Genomic DNA, 15,343 nt, shown 5'->3' with positions numbered 1-15,343 from the left:
AAGCATTCCCGGGCCAGTTGTGGACCTGCTGAAGAGCAATGACTGAGGCGCCCAGTGCCAATTGCTCATCGCTAAATCGTCATGGCATGGATTTGCCAGCGTCGGTGTGGAAGTAGTAGGTCATCCTCTTTCGCGGGGACAGGTAGTCGTACACGGGTTGCGGCAACTGCTGAGGCCGCAACGTCTTGGTCACCGTGACGTCGGGCTCCTGTTCAAGATCAACGACCATGGCCACCTCCTTGGGCACTGCTGGGTCGTAGACCAGCACTGTTGGCTTCAGCGGCCGGCTGCTGTTGACGGTCACGACCATGCCGAGCGTGCCATTGCTGAGTGCAACGATGGTGCCCGGCGGATAGATGCCTACGCAGCGCACAAAGGTGGTCATCGCCGCTGCATCGAACTGGCCACGCCTTTGCCCGTACATCGTCGACAGCGCCTCATGGGGTGTGAGCGCCCGCTGCACGTCGACCGGGTTGCACAGGTTGTCGTAGGTGTTGGCCAACGCCACGATTTTCGACAGCAGATTGAGTTGCGCGCCGACAAGCTTCATCGGATAGCCGCTGCCGTCGACATGTTCATGGTGCTGCTCAATGATCCGCAGTGCTTCCTGTGAAACGCCCATCTTCTGGGCGATGGCCACGCCCTTCGCGCAATGAAGTTGCACCACGCCGAACTCGGCCAGCGTCCAGGGTGCTCCCTTGCGCAGGATTCGGTCAGGGATATCGACCTTCCCGATGTCATGGAGCAAAGCGCCCAGGCCGATCAGGCGAACGGCTGCGGCCGGGGCCTTCATTTCCTTGGCCAGCATCATCGCCATGATGGTGACGTTGAGTGCATGGAAGTAGGCGTCCTCGCCGCCGATCTTGTCCGCCATCAGCTCGATCGCCATATCGGCGTCGACCAGCATCGAGTTGGCGATGCCATCCACCAATTGCAGGGCTTCCTGGTGCGCCGCCTCGGGGCGTGCAAACATATTCTGGTTGATCGATTTGAGCGCCCGCGCGTTTGACATCATGGCTCGCTCGCAGGCAGCGGCCTTGGTGTGGTGAGCGGCGATTCGCTCAAGGCGCTCGCGCTTGCTTTGATACACGGGGTCCTGATCGCGCGGTGGCGGTGTCTCTGCGAGCGCGGTTTCGACCGCTGGCAGCTCCAGCGGTTCTGTGTCGCTCCGCTCAGGCGAAAAGCGCACCCGGCTCAGGCCCAGAGTCTGGATTGTCGCGACTTGCTCGAGGCTCTTGATCTTGAAGCTCGAGAAAGTGAACGGATGATCAGTCCACGGCAGATCCAGGTGCACAAACATGCCGACGCAAAGCTGCGAGGGTGCGACCTGGCGATCTTTGGAAGGGTTGGCCGGTGTGGACATTGAGGGACCTGCAGGGCGTCAACAACAAAGGAGGTCCTATCGTAGCCACTGGCGAACCCGCCTGCGCTGGTTGATCAAGCGTTCTGCGATGTCGGTTCGATCGCCAGCATTGTCACGTTCGCAGGAGATTCGATTTCATGTAGGCGTGATGGTGTCGGCGTCGGCCGCTGGGTCCATGCCCAGCGCATCGAACTTTCGGGCGGCATGGTCCTCTGAGGCTTTAACGGAACTCGCCGCGCTGGATCAGGTCCTGGAGCAGGCCCTTGCCTTGCGTCATCGGGAACCTGGTGTTGGCCGCTGGCGGCATCGCAAAGCCCAGGTTCTTCAGCAAGACCTGCTGCGAGGGCATCACGGCCTGTAGTGGCAAGACCTTGCCGTTCAGCCTGATTTGATCTGCGCTGATCAGCAATTGCGCAGCCTGGCCGGGCTGCAGCGTGAACTCGCTGCGTTGACGGGCCTGCGCCGCATCCAACGCCTCGAAGTTGATCCGCTGCGGCTGGCTCGTGCCTTGCAGCCTGAGCATCCAGTGCCAGGTCTTGCCTTCCTGGCGGCGACCCTGCACTTGCAGTGAGGCACCCTCGCCAAAGGGCAGGCGCGCATCGAAGTGCTTCCATGCCGTGGGCAGCGCTGGCGTGAAGTGCAGCTCGCCGCGCAAGAGGTCAGGGCGGAAGCCCAGATAGTCCTGATAGGCATTGCGCGCGAACTCGGCCACGCTCCAGGACTGCGCGAAGGTGCCTGAAGGAACCGGCCGGCCGTTCGGCCCTGGCAGTGCATCGAGCAACTCGCTCATCGTGCCCAGCGTGCCGTCCAGGTTGTGGCCAAGGATCTGCTCGCCGAGGTTCCGGGTCAGCTGCCAGGCCAGGTCTTGCTGGCCGAACTTGCTCAATGCCGTGACCGTGAAGCCGGCGTTCCAGCCCCAGATCGTGCCGTTGTGATAGGCCGCGTCCTTGTGGTGGTAAGCATCATTCACATGGTGAGGGTGGAAATACTCGCTGGCCGGGTCCAGCGAGGCGATGCCGTACGGGAAGAGCAGCTTGGCGACCGTGTTGCCCAACACTTTCGCCTCGACTTCGGGCGCGACCAAGGGCTTGAATGGGTCTATCGGCACAGAGATCAGCATCAATTGGTTCGGCCGTACTTTCATGTCGCGGCTGCCGTCTGCACGCAGGCGGTCAGCCATCTGCTGGCCATCCCAGAACAGCCGGACAAAGCTTTGCCGTGCGCGTTCCGCATGGGCTTGCCAGACGGCGGCCTGTTCGTTCCTCCCCGCGTGTTTCGCCAGTTCTGCGGCGGCTTCTAGCGCCGTGAACCACAGGGCCTGGATCTCGACCGCCCTTGACCCGCGCGCCGACCAGGGCTGGCGGCCTTCGATGCGGGCGTCCATCCAGGTGTCGGCATCGTCGTGATGCAGCAAGCCGTCGGCGTCGACCGAATGCTTCAGGGCGCCTTCGATGTAGGGGCCGGCCAGCTTGAGCATGCGCTCGGCAAAACCGCTGTCGCCGCTGTAGCGCACGTACTCCAGGCCTTCGCGCAGCATCCAGGGCGTGCCGTCCACGGTGTTGTAGATCTTCTCTTCGCCACGCACGCGGTTGGGGATGCGGCCGTAGTCGCTGGCGCGCGCACCGCTGACCGGATCGTCGCTGCCGGAGTCCTTGGGTGGCTGCAGGTTCTGGTAGCGGGCGAAGTTGTCGAGCACCTCGCGTGCTTCCTTGAAATGGCCGGTCACCAGCAGCGTGCCGGGCAGGGCGATGAAGGTGTCGCGGCCCCAGTTCTCGCGGAACCAGGGCAAGCCGGCCCAGAGGCCGCGGCCGTACTCATCGACGAGGAAGCCGAGTGCCGAGGCCTTGGCCCAGAGCAGGGCGCGGTCGTAGTCGGCATCGGACGTCTTGAGCCAGCTGCGCGTCAGGCGCTCATGCAGGTCGGCACGGCTTTGCGCGATCACGGCGTCCGAGCCGGCCATCGCGCGGGCTTGGGCCAGGGCACTGGCGGCGTCGCTCGCGAAGGCGATGTGAAGCGTGAAGCGGCGGGTCTTGCTGCGCACTTGCAGCTGTGGCGAGCCGGTGCCTGTGATTTCAAAAGGCTGGTCGGCACTGATTGCCGCGAACAGCGAGCCGCCGGGCAGGCTCACCAGCAGTTGCTCGCCATCCCAGCGGGGCTCGGCAAGCGCGCCAGACCACAAGGGCTGGACTGCCAAGCGCGCGGCCTTCGCAGTGCTCACCTGGATCGACAAGCGCCGGCTGCCCGCATGCAGGACGAAGCGTTCTCGACTCGTGCCGACCTGCAGTTCGCGGCCATAGGGCTGCACCGTTTCGCGCGCCTGTTTACCGGCGCGGTCCAGCAGCTTGCCGTCGACAAAGCTCGCGTGATCCTTGAACAGCACTTGCTGCCCGATCAGATAGCCCTCGCCTTGGCCATAGCTGGCGGTGCGGCCATCGAAGTAGCCATCGACCCGGTCGCCGACAACGAAATGACGCTGCTGCCGGGCCTGGACCGTCAGGCCCATCTGCTGGAACAAGGCATCGACGCCCGGCCTCTTGTCGCCCGCGTGTGCACCGAAGCAGCTCAGCAGAGCAGCCGTGAGCAGCAATTGCTTCATCGCGCCGCCAGCTTCTCGAAGCGGATCGCCTGGCCGCCGCCCGGCGCCAGGCGCAATTGCAGGCTGGTGCCGGCCTTCACTTCACGCTGCTCGATCACGATGTCTTCGCGTGCAGTTGTGTAGTTGGCCTTGGCGCCATCGCGGTAGATGTGGGCCCGGTAGCGCTGGCCTGGTGTCAAGAAGTCGAGTTTGATGTTCAGGCTGCGCGCGTGCTCATCGGTGACAGCACCAAGGAACCAGTCTTCGCTGTTGCGGTCCTTGCGGGCGATGGTGACGAAGTCGCCCACTTCGCCATTGAGCACCCTGGTTTCGCTCCAGTCCGTCGGCACGTCCTTGATGAACTGGAAGGGCTTGGGATTGGCTTCGTAGTTTGTCAGCAGGTCGGCCGCCATCTGGATCGGGCTGTAGATCACCACATAGAGCGCTAGCTGCTTGGCCCAGGTCGTGGCCACGCCGGTGGGTTGCCGCGTCTTCATGCCGAAGATGCCGGGCGTGAAATCCATTGGCCCGGCGAGCAGGCGTGTGAACACGAGATTGGCCTCATGTTCCGGCGGATTGCCCGGATTGCCCCAGGCATTGAATTCCTGGCCGCGCGAGCCTTCGCGCGAGATCCAGTTCGGATAGGTGCGGCGCAGGCCGGTGTCCTTGACCGGCTCATGCGGATTGATCGCGATTTGGCGCTTGGCCGCTTCCTGCACCACCTTCAAGTGGTGGCGCGCCATGTCCTGCCCTTCATGCCAGCCGTAGCGCACCACGCCGTCGGCGCCAGGCACGCGCGCCTGTGCGGCATCGCTGACATAGCCGGTCTTGACCGAGACCACGCCAAGGCGCGAGTAGAGGTCCAGCGCAGCGCCCAGCTGGCTTTCATAGTTGGCCGCATTGGCGCTGGTTTCGTGATGGCCGATCAGTTGCACGCCCTTGGACTTGGCATAGGCGGTGATGCGCTCCAGATCGAAGTCAGGATAGGGCTTGGTGAAGCTGAACTTGTCGCCATTGGCCACCCAGTCGCCATCCCAGCCCTGGTTCCAGCCCTCGATCAGCACGCCGCCGAAGCCATTCTTGGCGGCGAAGTCGATGTGCTCGAGTGCATTGGCCGTGGTGGCGCCGTGCTTGTCGCCGCTGCCCCAGGTGGCGATGTCCTGGTGCATCTCCCACCAGATGCCCACGTACTTCATAGGCTTGAACCAGGAAACATCGCCGATGGCGTTGGGCTCGTTGAGGTTCAGGATCGTGCGCGACTCGGCCAACTGCGCGGCCGTCTCGGTGATCAGGATCATGCGCCAGGGCGTGGCGAAGGGCGCACGGCGCTGCACCTTGGGCAGGCCACCGCTGCCCGGCGTGAGCATGGCCTTGAAGCGGCGGTCTTCCACGCGGGCGAGGTTCATGCCGGCATAGTCCACCAGCGCGGCCTCGTGGATGCTGATGTGCAGGCCTTTGTCGGTGCGCATCGTCATCGGCGTCTGGGCCAGCCCCACCTCCTGGACCGGCGTGCGCTTGAACAGGTATTCCTCGCGGTTCCATTCAAAGGCGGTGTTCCACCAGGCGGTGGCGGGCGAGGCAATGTTGAACTCGGTCAGCTCTTCGCCGATGTTGACGTTCTGCAGCATCGACTGGTCGGGGAACTGGTAGCGCAGCGCCACGCCGTCGTCATAGGCGCGCAGGATCAGGTCGATGCTGCGCTTCTGGCTTGCGTCCTCGGTCAGCGTGAGGCGCAGCTCCTTGTAGTGGTTGCGGATGTAGCGCTGCTCGCCCCAGGGCTGCTCCCAGCGCTCATCAAAGCTGCGCTCGCTGCGGGCGGTAAGGGTGAAGTGGCGGTCCAGCTTGGGCGCGTCGGTCAGCAGAAAGCCCAGGCGCGAGGGGCTGATCACCGCTTGGCCATTGCGCAGCACCGAATAGCGGGCATGGCCTTCACCGTCGATGTCGAGCTGGATGCGCAGGCGGCCGTCGGGCGAGCTCAGCCCGGCGGCGGGTGCTGCCCAGGCGCTGCCCAGCAGCAGGGAAAGGCACAAGGCCAGTGCAGACTTCAGCATGCGGCGTCTCCTGTCGTTTGCGGCGAATTATTAACATCACCTTAACAAGCGCCGATGCGGTTTAACCCGCGAGCGGGCAACAAGCGGGTTACGGCGCCAGGGTCAGAGCTTGTGTGTTGACAGGAGCAGGCTGGTCTCGGTCTGTGCAATGCCCTCGACCAGGCGGATGCTGGACAGCACGCGGTCGAAGTCTTCCAGCGTGTCGGCACGCAGTTCGGCCACGAGGTCCCAGCGGCCGTTGGTGGTGTGCAGAGCGAACACATTGGGATGGCCGCGCAACGCACGCAGCACCTCGCTGGCCTGATTGCCTTCCACGGCCACGGTGGTGAGCGCGCGGATGCGCTGACCCTCGGCTTGCGGCTTGAGTCGCACCGAGTAGCCCACGATCACGCCCTCGCGCTCCAGCCGGGCCATGCGGTTCTGCACCGTGCCGCGCGCCACCTTCAGCTTCTTGGCCAGGGCGGAGACTGGCATGCGCGCGTCGTCCCGCAAGAGGCCGATCAACTCGCGGTCCACATCATCCAGACCAGTCATAGTGCTAACCAAGAGTGGCAATGTGAGCAGTTTAGCTGGCCGATTTGACAAGTTTCTGGCTATTTGTTGGCCGAGAGCCTCTTCAGAATCGAGTTTGAGGTGCACGCAGCGGCGAGGCACCCATCAAAGGAGACTCCGCTATGACCCGTTTCATCGATGTGCCCGCCCTGTCCCGCCTGGTTCAGGATGTTGGCGTCACCACCTTCATGGCCGAACTGGCCGACACCCTTCGCAGTGACTTTGCCCGCTGGGGCGAATTTGACAAGGCCCCACGCGTGGCCAGCCACTCAGACGTCGGGGTGATCGAACTGATGCCGGTGGCCGACAGCCGCCGCTATGCATTCAAGTACGTCAACGGCCACCCGAGCAATACGGCGCGCGGCATGTACACGGTGATGGCCTTCGGCGTACTGGCTGACGTGGCTACCGGCTACCCGGAGCTGCTCTGCGAGCTGACGCTCACGACCGCGCTGCGCACCGCCGCCACCTCGGCCATGGCCGCCAAGGCGCTGGCCCGGCCCGACTCCCGCGTGATGGCCTTGATCGGCAATGGCGCGCAAAGCGAGTTCCAGGCCCTGGCCTTCCACAGCCAGCTGGGCATCGAGGAAATCCGGCTGTTCGACGTGGACCCACGTGCCACCGACAAGCTGATGCGCAATCTGTCAGCCTTCCCGGGCCTGCGCCTGATCCGCTGTGAATCTATGGCCGAAGCCGTGCGCGGCGCCGACATCGTCACCACGGTGACGGCCGACAAGGCCCTAGCCACCATCATCACTCCCGAGATGATCGAGCCAGGCATGCACATCAACGGTGTCGGCGGTGATTGCCCTGGCAAGACCGAGCTGCATGCCGATGTGCTGCGCGCCGGCAAGATCTTTGTCGAGTTCGAGCCGCAGACCCGAATCGAAGGCGACATCCAGCAGCTGCCGGCCGATCATCCGGTCACCGAACTGTGGCAGGTGTTGACGGGTGCCGCTGCCGGCCGCGAAAGCGCCCAGCAGGTGACGGTGTTCGATTCAGTGGGCTTCGCGCTGGAAGACTTCTCGGCTCTGAGCTATGTGCACAAGCTGGCGCTGGCCCGCAAAATCGGTGAGGACGTGGCCCTGGTGCCGCCGGCCGAAGACGATCCGAAGGACCTGTTCCGGCTGACCCGCGGCGGGCGAACCCAACTGCGTCGCGTGGCCTGAGCGGCGCGCGCATCGGCGCGCCAGACGGCGCATGCAAAAAAGCCGCGATCTGGTCGCGGCTTATTCAATTGCGGGCTTCAGGCTTCGACAGCTGCCTCGGCCACTGGCGCTTCGCTCTCCTGCTTGGGCTTGGCGCAACTGGGCTTGCACACCACTTCGGTACGACCCAGGATGCGCTTGCTTTGCAAGGAGCTGGGCGGGCGGTGCTTGCCGCACTTGAAGCAGGAGCGGGTATGGCCACTGCCCAGGAACGGCGAGCCGCCAAGTTTGGACTCGTAACGCAGCCCGTCGTTGCTCACGCTGGTGTAGGTGTCTTTGCTCATTGTTGTGCTCGGCTTCCAAGGATCCGTGCCTTGTGGGCATCGGGCCAGACGCGTTCCCTCGTCATCCATTCGATAGTAGGTCGCGAGCTGTGACATTTGTCTGCTCGCTTGCCCGATGTCGCGGGTTTGTCCGGGGTATTTGTGCGACATGCGCCCGGCGATGAATCCAAGGCTGACGGCACAATCGCGGCTCGCCTTCATCTCCCCTTTTTGTTCCAGCGCACCCTCCCGATGGCCAAACTGTTTTTCCGCTATGCCGCCATGAATGCGGGCAAGTCGACTGCACTTCTGCAGGTGGCCCACAACTACGAAGAGCGCGGCCACCAGGTACGCCTGTTCACCTCCGGTGTGGATGACCGCTATGGCGTGGGCTTCATCACTTCACGATTGGGCCCGAAGCGGGAGGCCGAGGTGTTCGACAAGGACACCGACTTCCTGGCCTTGAATGCGGCGCAGCCTGGCATTGCCTGCTTCCTGATCGACGAGGCGCAGTTCCTGACCAAGGCCCAGGTCTGGGCGCTGCATCAGCTGGCCCATATCGGCAACACGCCGGCGATCTGCTACGGCCTGCGCACCGACTTCCAGGGGGAACTGTTTGAAGGCTCGGCCACGCTGCTGGCGCTGGCCGATGAGATGGACGAAATGAAGACGATCTGCGACTGCGGCCGCAAGGCCACGATGAACATGCGCGTGGACGCCGGCAACCGCAAGGTCACGCAGGGCGCGCAGGTCGAGATCGGCGGCAATGCCCGCTACCGGTCGGTGTGCGGGCGCTGCTTCAGGCAGAGCTGAAAACTGCCCCGGCCGGGAGGCTAGGGCTGCTTGATGGATTACTTTGCGCTGAGCTGGGCGTCGAGCTCTTTGCACGACGGCGAGCACACCGGCTGCGACTTGCCGAGCAGCTTCTTGGACTTGAGCATGGCGCGAGGGCGGTGCTTGCCGCACAGGAAACACGACATGGTCGCGGCGCCGAACGAGGAGGTTGCCGCGAAGGGCGAACCGGGTGCTTTCGAGCGATAGCGCAGACCATCTGCTTCGATGGTCGTCTTGGTACTGTCCTTGGCCACGCTGGTCCTGGGTCTAGTGTTGTGGGGTTTCGGCGCAAAGCGCCAGACCCGTATTTTCCACCATGTGCGGGCGTCGCCCCTAGTCGGGGCTTTCACCCGAATGGGGGAGGGCTCAAGAACCGCCGAAACGAGGTAGGCGTTTGGCCTGCCAGGCGCGCACGCCTTCGGCCAGGTCGGCAGAGGCGTTGGCCTTGGCGATATCGGCCTGCAGCCCAGCTATATCGAGCTTTCCGCGCGCAATCGCGTTCAGGTGCTGCTTCATGCCGAGCAGCGCCAATGGTGCCAATTCACCGAGCTGCCGGGCCAGCAAATCGGCTGCTTCGAGCAGCGTCGCCACATCGGGCAGCAGGCGGTCCAGGAACTGGCATTCGAGCATTTGCTGCGCATCCAGCGTCTCGCAGGCCAGCAAGACACGCTTGGCAGTGTTGATTCCCAGCCGGGTCACATAGCGCTCCAGCCCGCCCCGGTAGAAGTGCAAGCCCAGCTTGCTGGCCGGCACGAACATCTCGCAACTGTGCACGCCCAGGCGGAAATCGCAGGCCAGCGCCAGGTCGGTCGCGCCGCCATAGACGCCGCCGTTGATCGCGGCGATCGTGACGGCGCGGCAGGCTTCCAGCTGATCGGCCAGACGCTCGAACAAGGCGCCTGCATCGACACCCGGCACGCTGCCAATGTTGAAGCCGCTGCAGAAATGCTTGCCTCGGCCAGTGATCAGGAGCACCCGGATCGCCGGGTCGGCCTCGATTTGCGTCAGGTGGCTGGCGAACACATCCAGGTCCTGCAACTCCAGGCGATTGGCTTGCTGCGGGCGGCGCAGTTCGATGCGGGCCAGCGGGCCTTCCAGGATCAGCGAAGGGGTCTTGTCAGGCATGGTCGCAGTCTAGGGCTTGTTGCGGCGCGGTATTTTCGACCTACCGGTCGGACGACTTTTGTCAATTGGGCCCGAACCTAGGGGTCATCCCTTGGATTTTGCGTAGAGTCGCAAACAGGCCGAAACGGCCGACCGACGGAGCTTTGATGGATTTCTCGATCGCAAGCATCCTGATGCTGGATGGCGTCACCAATGGGGCGATTTATGCGCTGCTGGCCCTGGCCACGGTGCTGGTGTTCGCCGTGACCCGGGTGATTTTCATACCGCAGGGCGAATTCGTGGCCTATGGGGCCTTGACCATGGCTGGTTTCCAGATGGGCAAGACGCCGGGCACTGCCTGGTTCCTGCTCGCCATGGCGGCGTTGGTGGCTGTGCTGGATGGTGTTGGTGGCCTGCGCTCACGCCAGCCCTTGCCGGCCTTGCTGGTGAAGCTCCTGCGCAGCGCGGCGGCACCGGTGCTGATAGCGGCGCTTGCCATCTGGGCCGGGCCGCGCCAACTCCCCCTCCTTGGCCAGGCGGTGATCACGCTCGCGCTGGTCACCGCCATGGGCCCGCTGGTCTATCGCCTGGCCTATGAAGAACTGGCCGATGCTTCGGTGCTGGTGCTTCTGATCGTTTCGGTGGGCGTGCACTTCGCGTTGACCGGCTTCGGCCTGGTGTTCTTCGGTGCCGAGGGCAGCCGCAACCCGAGCTTCTGGGATGCGAACTTCAATGCCGGCCCGCTGCTCTTGTCGGGCCAGACCCTGATCATCATTGGCGCGTCCGCAGCGCTGATCGTGCTGCTGTGGCTGTTCTTCGAGCGCAGCCTCTACGGCAAGGCCTTGCGCGCCACGGCAGTCAATCGCCTGGGCGCACGTCTGATGGGAATTTCCAGCGGCGCGGCCGGGCGGCTCTCGTTCACGATGGCGGCTTTCATCGGCGCTCTCTCGGGCCTCCTGATCAGCCCGACCACGACGATCTTCTATGACAGCGGCTTCGTCATCGGCTTGAAGGGCTTTGTCGCGGCGGTGTTTGCGGGCTTGTCCAGCTACCCCGGCGCGGCGCTGGGCGCCTTGCTGGTGGGCCTGCTCGAATCGTTCAGCTCCTTCTGGGCAAGCGCCTTCAAGGAAGTGATCGTGTTCACCGCCATCCTGCCGGTGCTGCTGTGGCGCTCCTTGCGCGACCCGCATTCCGAAGAGCATTGAAGAGCGAGCGATGCAGATGTTGCGAAAGATTCTTCCTGCTGCAGGCCTGCTCCTGCTGGCCGTTTTGCCCCTCCTGCCGGTGCCCGAGTTCTGGATCACCCAGCTGAACTACATCGGCATGTTCGCGCTGGTGTCCCTGGGCCTGGTCTTGCTGACCGGCGTTGGCGGCCTCACGTCTTTTGGCCAGGCGGCCTTCGTCGGCCTTGGCGCCTACACCACGGCCGTGCTCAGCACGCGCTGGGGCCTCTCGCCCTGGGTCGGGCTCGTTGCCGGCATCGCCATCACCATCGTGGTGGCTCTGATCCTGGCCTGGCTCACGCTGCGCATGTCGGGCCACTACCTGCCGCTCGCCACCATCGCCTGGGCGCTGAGCCTGAACTACACGATGGGCAACATGGAGTTCCTCGGCAAGTACGACGGCCTGCAAGGCCTGCCGAGCCTGAGCCTCCTGGGCATGGACTTGAGCGGCGGCCGCGCGCTTTACGGCCTGATCTGGGTGATTGCGCTGCTTGCCGCCTGGGGCGTGAAGAACCTGCTCGACTCGCGCCCCGGTCGCGCGATCCGCGCGCTCAACGGTGCCACGACGATGGCCGAGGCCATGGGCGTTTCGACCTTTCGCTACAAGGTCGTGATCTTCGTTCTGGCTGCTGTACTGGCTGCCACTTCGGGCTGGCTGTACGCGCAGTTTCAGCGCTCGGTGAACCCCAGCCCCTTCGCCTTGAAGATGGGCATCGAGTATCTGTTCATGGCCGTCGTGGGCGGCGTGGGCACGGTGTGGGGCGCCTTTGTCGGTGCCGGCGTGGTCAAGCTGATCGAAGACCAGCTGAAGGAGCTCTTGCCGGCCTTGCTGGGTAGCAGCGGCAACTACGAAATCATCGTGCTGGGCGTGGTGCTGGTGCTGATGCTGAAGTACGCGCCCAAGGGCCTGTGGCCATTCATCGAGACCGCCCTGCGCCGCTGGTGGCCCGCTGTGCCACGGCCTCGCGACTGGGAGGGCGCCGCGCCGCTGCCCTTGCGAGACAAGCCGGCCCCGGGTGAACTGCTGCTCGACGTCGACCGCCTGCGCAAGCAGTTCGGCGGCCTGGTCGCGGTGAACGACGTGAGCTTCCAGATCCGCGCCGGCCAGATCGTCGGCCTGATCGGGCCCAATGGCGCGGGCAAGTCCACGACCTTCAATCTCGTCAGCGGCGTGCTGTCTTCCACCAGCGGCCAGGTGAGCTTCCGCGGTCAGCCGGTGAGCGGCCTCGCTTCCCGCCTGATCGCGCGGCGCGGCATGTCGCGCACCTTCCAGCACGTGAAGATGATTGCCGACATGACCGTGCTCGAGAACGTGGCGCTGGGCGGCTATCTGCGCGGCAGCAGTGGCTCGATGCGTGCGATGCTCAGGCTTGATCGCCAGGAAGAGCAGCGCCTGTTCAAGGAGGCAGAGACGCAGCTGCGTCGCATCGGCATGGCCGAGCAGATGCATGAACTCGCTGGCAACCTGGCCCTGGGCCCGCAGCGCCTGATGGAAATCGCGCGAGCACTGTGCACCGACCCCGCCTTGCTGCTGCTGGACGAGCCCGCTGCCGGCCTGCGCCACAAGGAGAAGCAGGCGCTGGGCCATGTCCTGCGCCAGCTGAAGCAGGAAGGCCTGTCGATCCTGCTGGTCGAGCACGACATGGACTTCGTGATGGGTCTGACCGACCGCATTGTCGTGATGGAGTTCGGCACCAAGCTGATCGAAGGCACGCCCGCCGAAGTGCAGGCCAGCCCGGAAGTCAGGGCCGCCTACCTTGGCACGGAGCATTGAAATGCGTGATTTGCTGCAAGTGATTGACCTGCACGCCGGCTACGGCCGCGCTGAAGTGCTCTCCGGCCTCAATCTCAAGCTGGCCAAGGGCTCGGTCGTCACCGTGATCGGCCCGAACGGCGCCGGCAAGTCCACCACCTTGAACGCGCTGATGGGCGTGCTGCCGCACAAGGGTCAGGTCTTGTTCGAAGGTGAAGACATCTCCAATCTCGGCCTCGAAGCCCGCGTGATGCGCGGCCTGGCCCTGGTGCCGGAGAAGCGCGAGCTGTTCACCACGATGACGGTAGAAGACAACCTCGTGCTCGGCGGCTGGCGGCCGATGCGCATGGGCGAACGCGCCTGGCGAGGCGAGCTGGACCGTGTCTATGCGCTGTTCCCGCGCCTGCTCGAACGTCGCAAGCAGATGGCAGGCACGCTCTCGGGCGGCGAGCGCCAGATGCTGGCCGTGGGGCGCGCGCTCATGAGCAAGCCCAAGCTGCTGATGCTGGATGAACCCAGCCTCGGTCTGGCGCCGCTGATCGTGAAGGAGATCTTCCGCATCGTCTCCGCCCTGCGCGATGCCGGTGTCAGCATCCTGCTGATCGAGCAGAACGCCCGCGCCGCGCTGGAAGTGGCCGACTATGGCTATGTGCTGGAAACCGGCGAGATCGGCCTCGAAGGCCCGGCCAGCCAACTGGCCGGCGACGCACGCGTCGTCGAAACCTATCTGGGCAAGAAGAAGGATTGAGCGCCGAATCAGGCTGCCGGGCGCAGCTTGATGTATTCGACGTTCAGCGTCACCGTCTCGGCATAGCGCAGCACGAAGTAGTCGCCGTCCACCACATAGAAGCGCGCGAGCTCTTCGTCGGCTTGCGTGCTGGGCTGCTTGTCTGCGTCCAACGGGCGGCGCATCACTTTCTCCAGCACCATGCGGTCCAGGCGACCCTCGGGGTCGAGGAAGAAGTCGTCCAGGATGCCCATATAGATCCAGGGCCTGCCGCTGATGTTGACGATGGCGCTGACGACGATGCAGTCCGGTTCCTCGCCCGGCGGGAAATCAGCGCCGGTGAGCAGGTAGTACCAGGGCGCTGCGTGGAAGCGCAGCAAGGGGCTCAAGGGCGCACCCGCGCGGTCCAGCCGCCAGCGGATGATGGCGGCGCGAATCAGTGCCGGGGCCCCGTAGGCAAAGGCAAAGAGGCTGCCGAAGTAGGCGGCGATCCAGGACAGCTCGCTGGCGAGATTGCTGATCGAGCGGGCTTGCGCGGCGGCGTCGCTGACCACGAGCCCGAGCAGCAGCGTTGGCTGCACATGGCGACCGAAGAACAGGGCGGCAAGTGCCAGCCACAGCAGGTGCAGGCCGCCAGCCCAGAGCACCGCTTCGGTGACGATCTGGCCAAACGGCGAATAGTCGAGCGAACTGCGCTCAGCCCGCTTGATGCGCGAGCGCGCGATGAAACCGGGCAACAGCAGCGCAAAGACGACCAGCGCGGGCAGGGCGATGTTCATCGCGGTGCGGGCGCGGAATCAGGCGGCTTTGGGAACGACGATGGGCTGTACGACGCGGACCTGCTGGTCCTGCCCGTTGCGGATTTCGATGACCACGGCCGGGCCGGATGCAGCCCCAGTGGACTTGCGCGCCAGATAGCCGCGCAACTCTGCGGCGGCGCGCGGGTCGGCGAGCAACTGCTTGGCGAGGGGGCTCTTCAGCGCTTTCATCGTGGGCTGACTATGCCACAGGCGCCTGTGCCCGTGGCCCAAGCAGCTGCTGCAGCCAGGCGCTCAGGTCCTGGACCTCTTCCAGACAAACCGAATGCTCGATCGGATAGTCATGCCAATCGACCTGGTAGCCGAGCGTTTCCAGCTGCTCGCGCGAGGCCTGGGCGCGGCCGATCACCACGACGCCGTCCGCGCCACCGTGGGCCATGAAGATCGGCGTGTCGGCATTGGCCGCACTGCGCTCTGCGGCGCTTGTTGAAGCCAGCGGCAGATAGCCGGACAGGCAGACCAGCCCTGCCAGGCGCTGCGGGTGGCGCAGGCCGGCCATCAGGGTCATGGCGCAGCCTTGCGAAAAGCCCATCAGGACGATGCGCTCCGCCGGTATGCCGCGGTCCACCTCGCGCTGGATCAGCGCACTGACAATCGCTTGCGAGCGGCGCAGGCCCTGCTCGTCTTCGCGCGGCTGTGGATGCGGGCCATAGATGTCGTACCAGGCGCGCATGCGGTAGCCGCCGTTCAGCGTCACCGGCATCTCGGGCGCGCTCGGGAAGACAAAACGAACGCCACCGATCTCGCCAAGGTCCAGCTCCTCGCAGATCGGCACGAAGTCGTTGCCATCGGCGCCCAGACCGTGCAGGACGATGATGCAGGCGTTGGGGTTCGGTGCTGATTCCAGTTCGATGAGATCGATGTTCATTGCG

15 protein-coding genes are annotated in these 15,343 nt (G+C 64.6%); 5 read left to right on the top strand and 10 right to left on the bottom strand.

Going from position 1 to position 15,343, the window contains the following annotated elements; all coding sequences use genetic code 11:
* Positions 1-79: 79 nt before the first annotated feature.
* The 4 genes from ABT392_RS16420 to ABT392_RS16405 all read right to left on the bottom strand — a co-directional run bounded on the left by ABT392_RS16420 (position 80) and on the right by ABT392_RS16405 (position 6,523).
* Positions 80-1,363: an HD-GYP domain-containing protein gene (locus ABT392_RS16420; protein WP_395385257.1), complete on the bottom strand. Its 1,284-nt coding sequence runs from the start codon at positions 1,361-1,363 to the stop codon at positions 80-82.
* A 220-nt stretch (positions 1,364-1,583) separates the two neighbouring features.
* Positions 1,584-3,959 carry an amylo-alpha-1,6-glucosidase gene (locus ABT392_RS16415; RefSeq protein WP_395385258.1) on the bottom strand — a complete coding sequence of 792 codons (2,376 nt, stop codon included), beginning with the start codon at positions 3,957-3,959 and terminating at the stop codon, positions 1,584-1,586.
* Entirely contained in the window at positions 3,956-5,989 is a 2,034-nt protein-coding gene (locus tag ABT392_RS16410; RefSeq protein ID WP_395385259.1) for a glycoside hydrolase family 97 protein, read from the bottom strand. Before ABT392_RS16410 ends, ABT392_RS16415 begins: the two co-directional genes overlap by 4 nt.
* 102 nt (positions 5,990-6,091) lie before the next feature.
* Positions 6,092-6,523 carry an Lrp/AsnC family transcriptional regulator gene (locus tag ABT392_RS16405; protein ID WP_334278426.1) on the bottom strand — a complete coding sequence of 144 codons (432 nt, stop codon included), beginning with the start codon at positions 6,521-6,523 and terminating at the stop codon, positions 6,092-6,094.
* A 140-nt stretch (positions 6,524-6,663) separates the two neighbouring features.
* On the opposite strand from ABT392_RS16405, the gene ABT392_RS16400 reads away from it, so the two are divergent.
* Positions 6,664-7,710 (top strand): ornithine cyclodeaminase, encoded by a 1,047-nt coding sequence (locus ABT392_RS16400; protein WP_395385260.1) that lies wholly within the window; start codon positions 6,664-6,666, stop codon positions 7,708-7,710.
* Positions 7,711-7,787: 77 nt separating this feature from the next.
* On the opposite strand, the gene ABT392_RS16395 is transcribed toward ABT392_RS16400, so the two are convergent.
* Complete coding sequence (locus ABT392_RS16395; RefSeq protein WP_334278424.1) at positions 7,788-8,033, bottom strand: hypothetical protein; 246 nt, start codon at positions 8,031-8,033, stop codon at positions 7,788-7,790.
* A gap of 231 nt (positions 8,034-8,264) precedes the next feature.
* On the opposite strand from ABT392_RS16395, the gene ABT392_RS16390 reads away from it, so the two are divergent.
* Positions 8,265-8,825, top strand: coding sequence for a thymidine kinase (locus ABT392_RS16390; RefSeq protein ID WP_334278422.1), 561 nt, complete (start codon positions 8,265-8,267; stop codon positions 8,823-8,825).
* 38 nt (positions 8,826-8,863) lie between these two features.
* On the opposite strand, the gene ABT392_RS16385 is transcribed toward ABT392_RS16390, so the two are convergent.
* A complete protein-coding gene (locus tag ABT392_RS16385; protein WP_282824626.1) occupies positions 8,864-9,100 on the bottom strand; it encodes a hypothetical protein in 237 nt (78 codons plus the stop codon).
* 112 nt (positions 9,101-9,212) lie between these two features.
* The gene (locus ABT392_RS16380; RefSeq protein WP_334278421.1) at positions 9,213-9,971 is read right to left on the bottom strand and encodes an enoyl-CoA hydratase/isomerase family protein; all 759 of its coding nucleotides are present in this window, start codon (positions 9,969-9,971) and stop codon (positions 9,213-9,215) included.
* A gap of 146 nt (positions 9,972-10,117) precedes the next feature.
* On the opposite strand from ABT392_RS16380, the gene ABT392_RS16375 reads away from it, so the two are divergent.
* Genes ABT392_RS16375 through ABT392_RS16365 form a run of 3 tightly spaced genes read left to right on the top strand, consistent with a single transcriptional unit; the run spans position 10,118 to position 13,674 of the window.
* Positions 10,118-11,155 carry a branched-chain amino acid ABC transporter permease gene (locus ABT392_RS16375; RefSeq protein WP_334278420.1) on the top strand — a complete coding sequence of 346 codons (1,038 nt, stop codon included), beginning with the start codon at positions 10,118-10,120 and terminating at the stop codon, positions 11,153-11,155.
* A gap of 10 nt (positions 11,156-11,165) precedes the next feature.
* Positions 11,166-12,947, top strand: a complete 1,782-nt coding sequence (locus ABT392_RS16370; protein WP_395385261.1) for a branched-chain amino acid ABC transporter ATP-binding protein/permease — start codon at positions 11,166-11,168, stop codon at positions 12,945-12,947.
* Between the two features lies 1 nt (position 12,948).
* Positions 12,949-13,674: an ABC transporter ATP-binding protein gene (locus ABT392_RS16365; RefSeq protein WP_334278418.1), complete on the top strand. Its 726-nt coding sequence runs from the start codon at positions 12,949-12,951 to the stop codon at positions 13,672-13,674.
* Positions 13,675-13,682: 8 nt separating this feature from the next.
* On the opposite strand, the gene ABT392_RS16360 is transcribed toward ABT392_RS16365, so the two are convergent.
* The 3 genes from ABT392_RS16360 to ABT392_RS16350 are packed head-to-tail and all read right to left on the bottom strand — an operon-like array spanning position 13,683 to position 15,339.
* Positions 13,683-14,432 (bottom strand): hypothetical protein, encoded by a 750-nt coding sequence (locus ABT392_RS16360; RefSeq protein ID WP_395385262.1) that lies wholly within the window; start codon positions 14,430-14,432, stop codon positions 13,683-13,685.
* An 18-nt stretch (positions 14,433-14,450) separates the two neighbouring features.
* Positions 14,451-14,642, bottom strand: coding sequence for a hypothetical protein (locus ABT392_RS16355; protein ID WP_395385263.1), 192 nt, complete (start codon positions 14,640-14,642; stop codon positions 14,451-14,453).
* 10 nt (positions 14,643-14,652) lie between these two features.
* Entirely contained in the window at positions 14,653-15,339 is a 687-nt protein-coding gene (locus ABT392_RS16350) for an alpha/beta hydrolase (protein WP_395385264.1), read from the bottom strand.
* Positions 15,340-15,343: the final 4 nt, after the last annotated feature.

This window comes from Paucibacter sp. JuS9, from assembly GCF_044043925.2.
Lineage (GTDB): Bacteria > Pseudomonadota > Gammaproteobacteria > Burkholderiales > Burkholderiaceae_C > JAUASW01.
This window is presented reverse-complemented; position numbering and strand designations above follow the sequence as displayed.

Bases quoted from the DNA above. Each gene is read 5' to 3' on its own strand.
- ABT392_RS16420 (WP_395385257.1), bottom strand. From the start codon at position 1,363: ATGTCCACACCGGCCAACCCTTCCAAAGATCGCCAGGTCGCACCCTCG.
- ABT392_RS16415 (WP_395385258.1), bottom strand. From the start codon at position 3,959: ATGAAGCAATTGCTGCTCACGGCTGCTCTGCTGAGCTGCTTCGGTGCA.
- ABT392_RS16410 (WP_395385259.1), bottom strand. From the start codon at position 5,989: ATGCTGAAGTCTGCACTGGCCTTGTGCCTTTCCCTGCTGCTGGGCAGC.
- ABT392_RS16405 (WP_334278426.1), bottom strand. From the start codon at position 6,523: ATGACTGGTCTGGATGATGTGGACCGCGAGTTGATCGGCCTCTTGCGG.
- ABT392_RS16400 (WP_395385260.1), top strand. From the start codon at position 6,664: ATGACCCGTTTCATCGATGTGCCCGCCCTGTCCCGCCTGGTTCAGGAT.
- ABT392_RS16395 (WP_334278424.1), bottom strand. From the start codon at position 8,033: ATGAGCAAAGACACCTACACCAGCGTGAGCAACGACGGGCTGCGTTAC.
- ABT392_RS16390 (WP_334278422.1), top strand. From the start codon at position 8,265: ATGGCCAAACTGTTTTTCCGCTATGCCGCCATGAATGCGGGCAAGTCG.
- ABT392_RS16380 (WP_334278421.1), bottom strand. From the start codon at position 9,971: ATGCCTGACAAGACCCCTTCGCTGATCCTGGAAGGCCCGCTGGCCCGC.
- ABT392_RS16375 (WP_334278420.1), top strand. From the start codon at position 10,118: ATGGATTTCTCGATCGCAAGCATCCTGATGCTGGATGGCGTCACCAAT.
- ABT392_RS16370 (WP_395385261.1), top strand. From the start codon at position 11,166: ATGCAGATGTTGCGAAAGATTCTTCCTGCTGCAGGCCTGCTCCTGCTG.
- ABT392_RS16365 (WP_334278418.1), top strand. From the start codon at position 12,949: ATGCGTGATTTGCTGCAAGTGATTGACCTGCACGCCGGCTACGGCCGC.
- ABT392_RS16360 (WP_395385262.1), bottom strand. From the start codon at position 14,432: ATGAACATCGCCCTGCCCGCGCTGGTCGTCTTTGCGCTGCTGTTGCCC.
- ABT392_RS16355 (WP_395385263.1), bottom strand. From the start codon at position 14,642: ATGAAAGCGCTGAAGAGCCCCCTCGCCAAGCAGTTGCTCGCCGACCCG.
- ABT392_RS16350 (WP_395385264.1), bottom strand. From the start codon at position 15,339: ATGAACATCGATCTCATCGAACTGGAATCAGCACCGAACCCCAACGCC.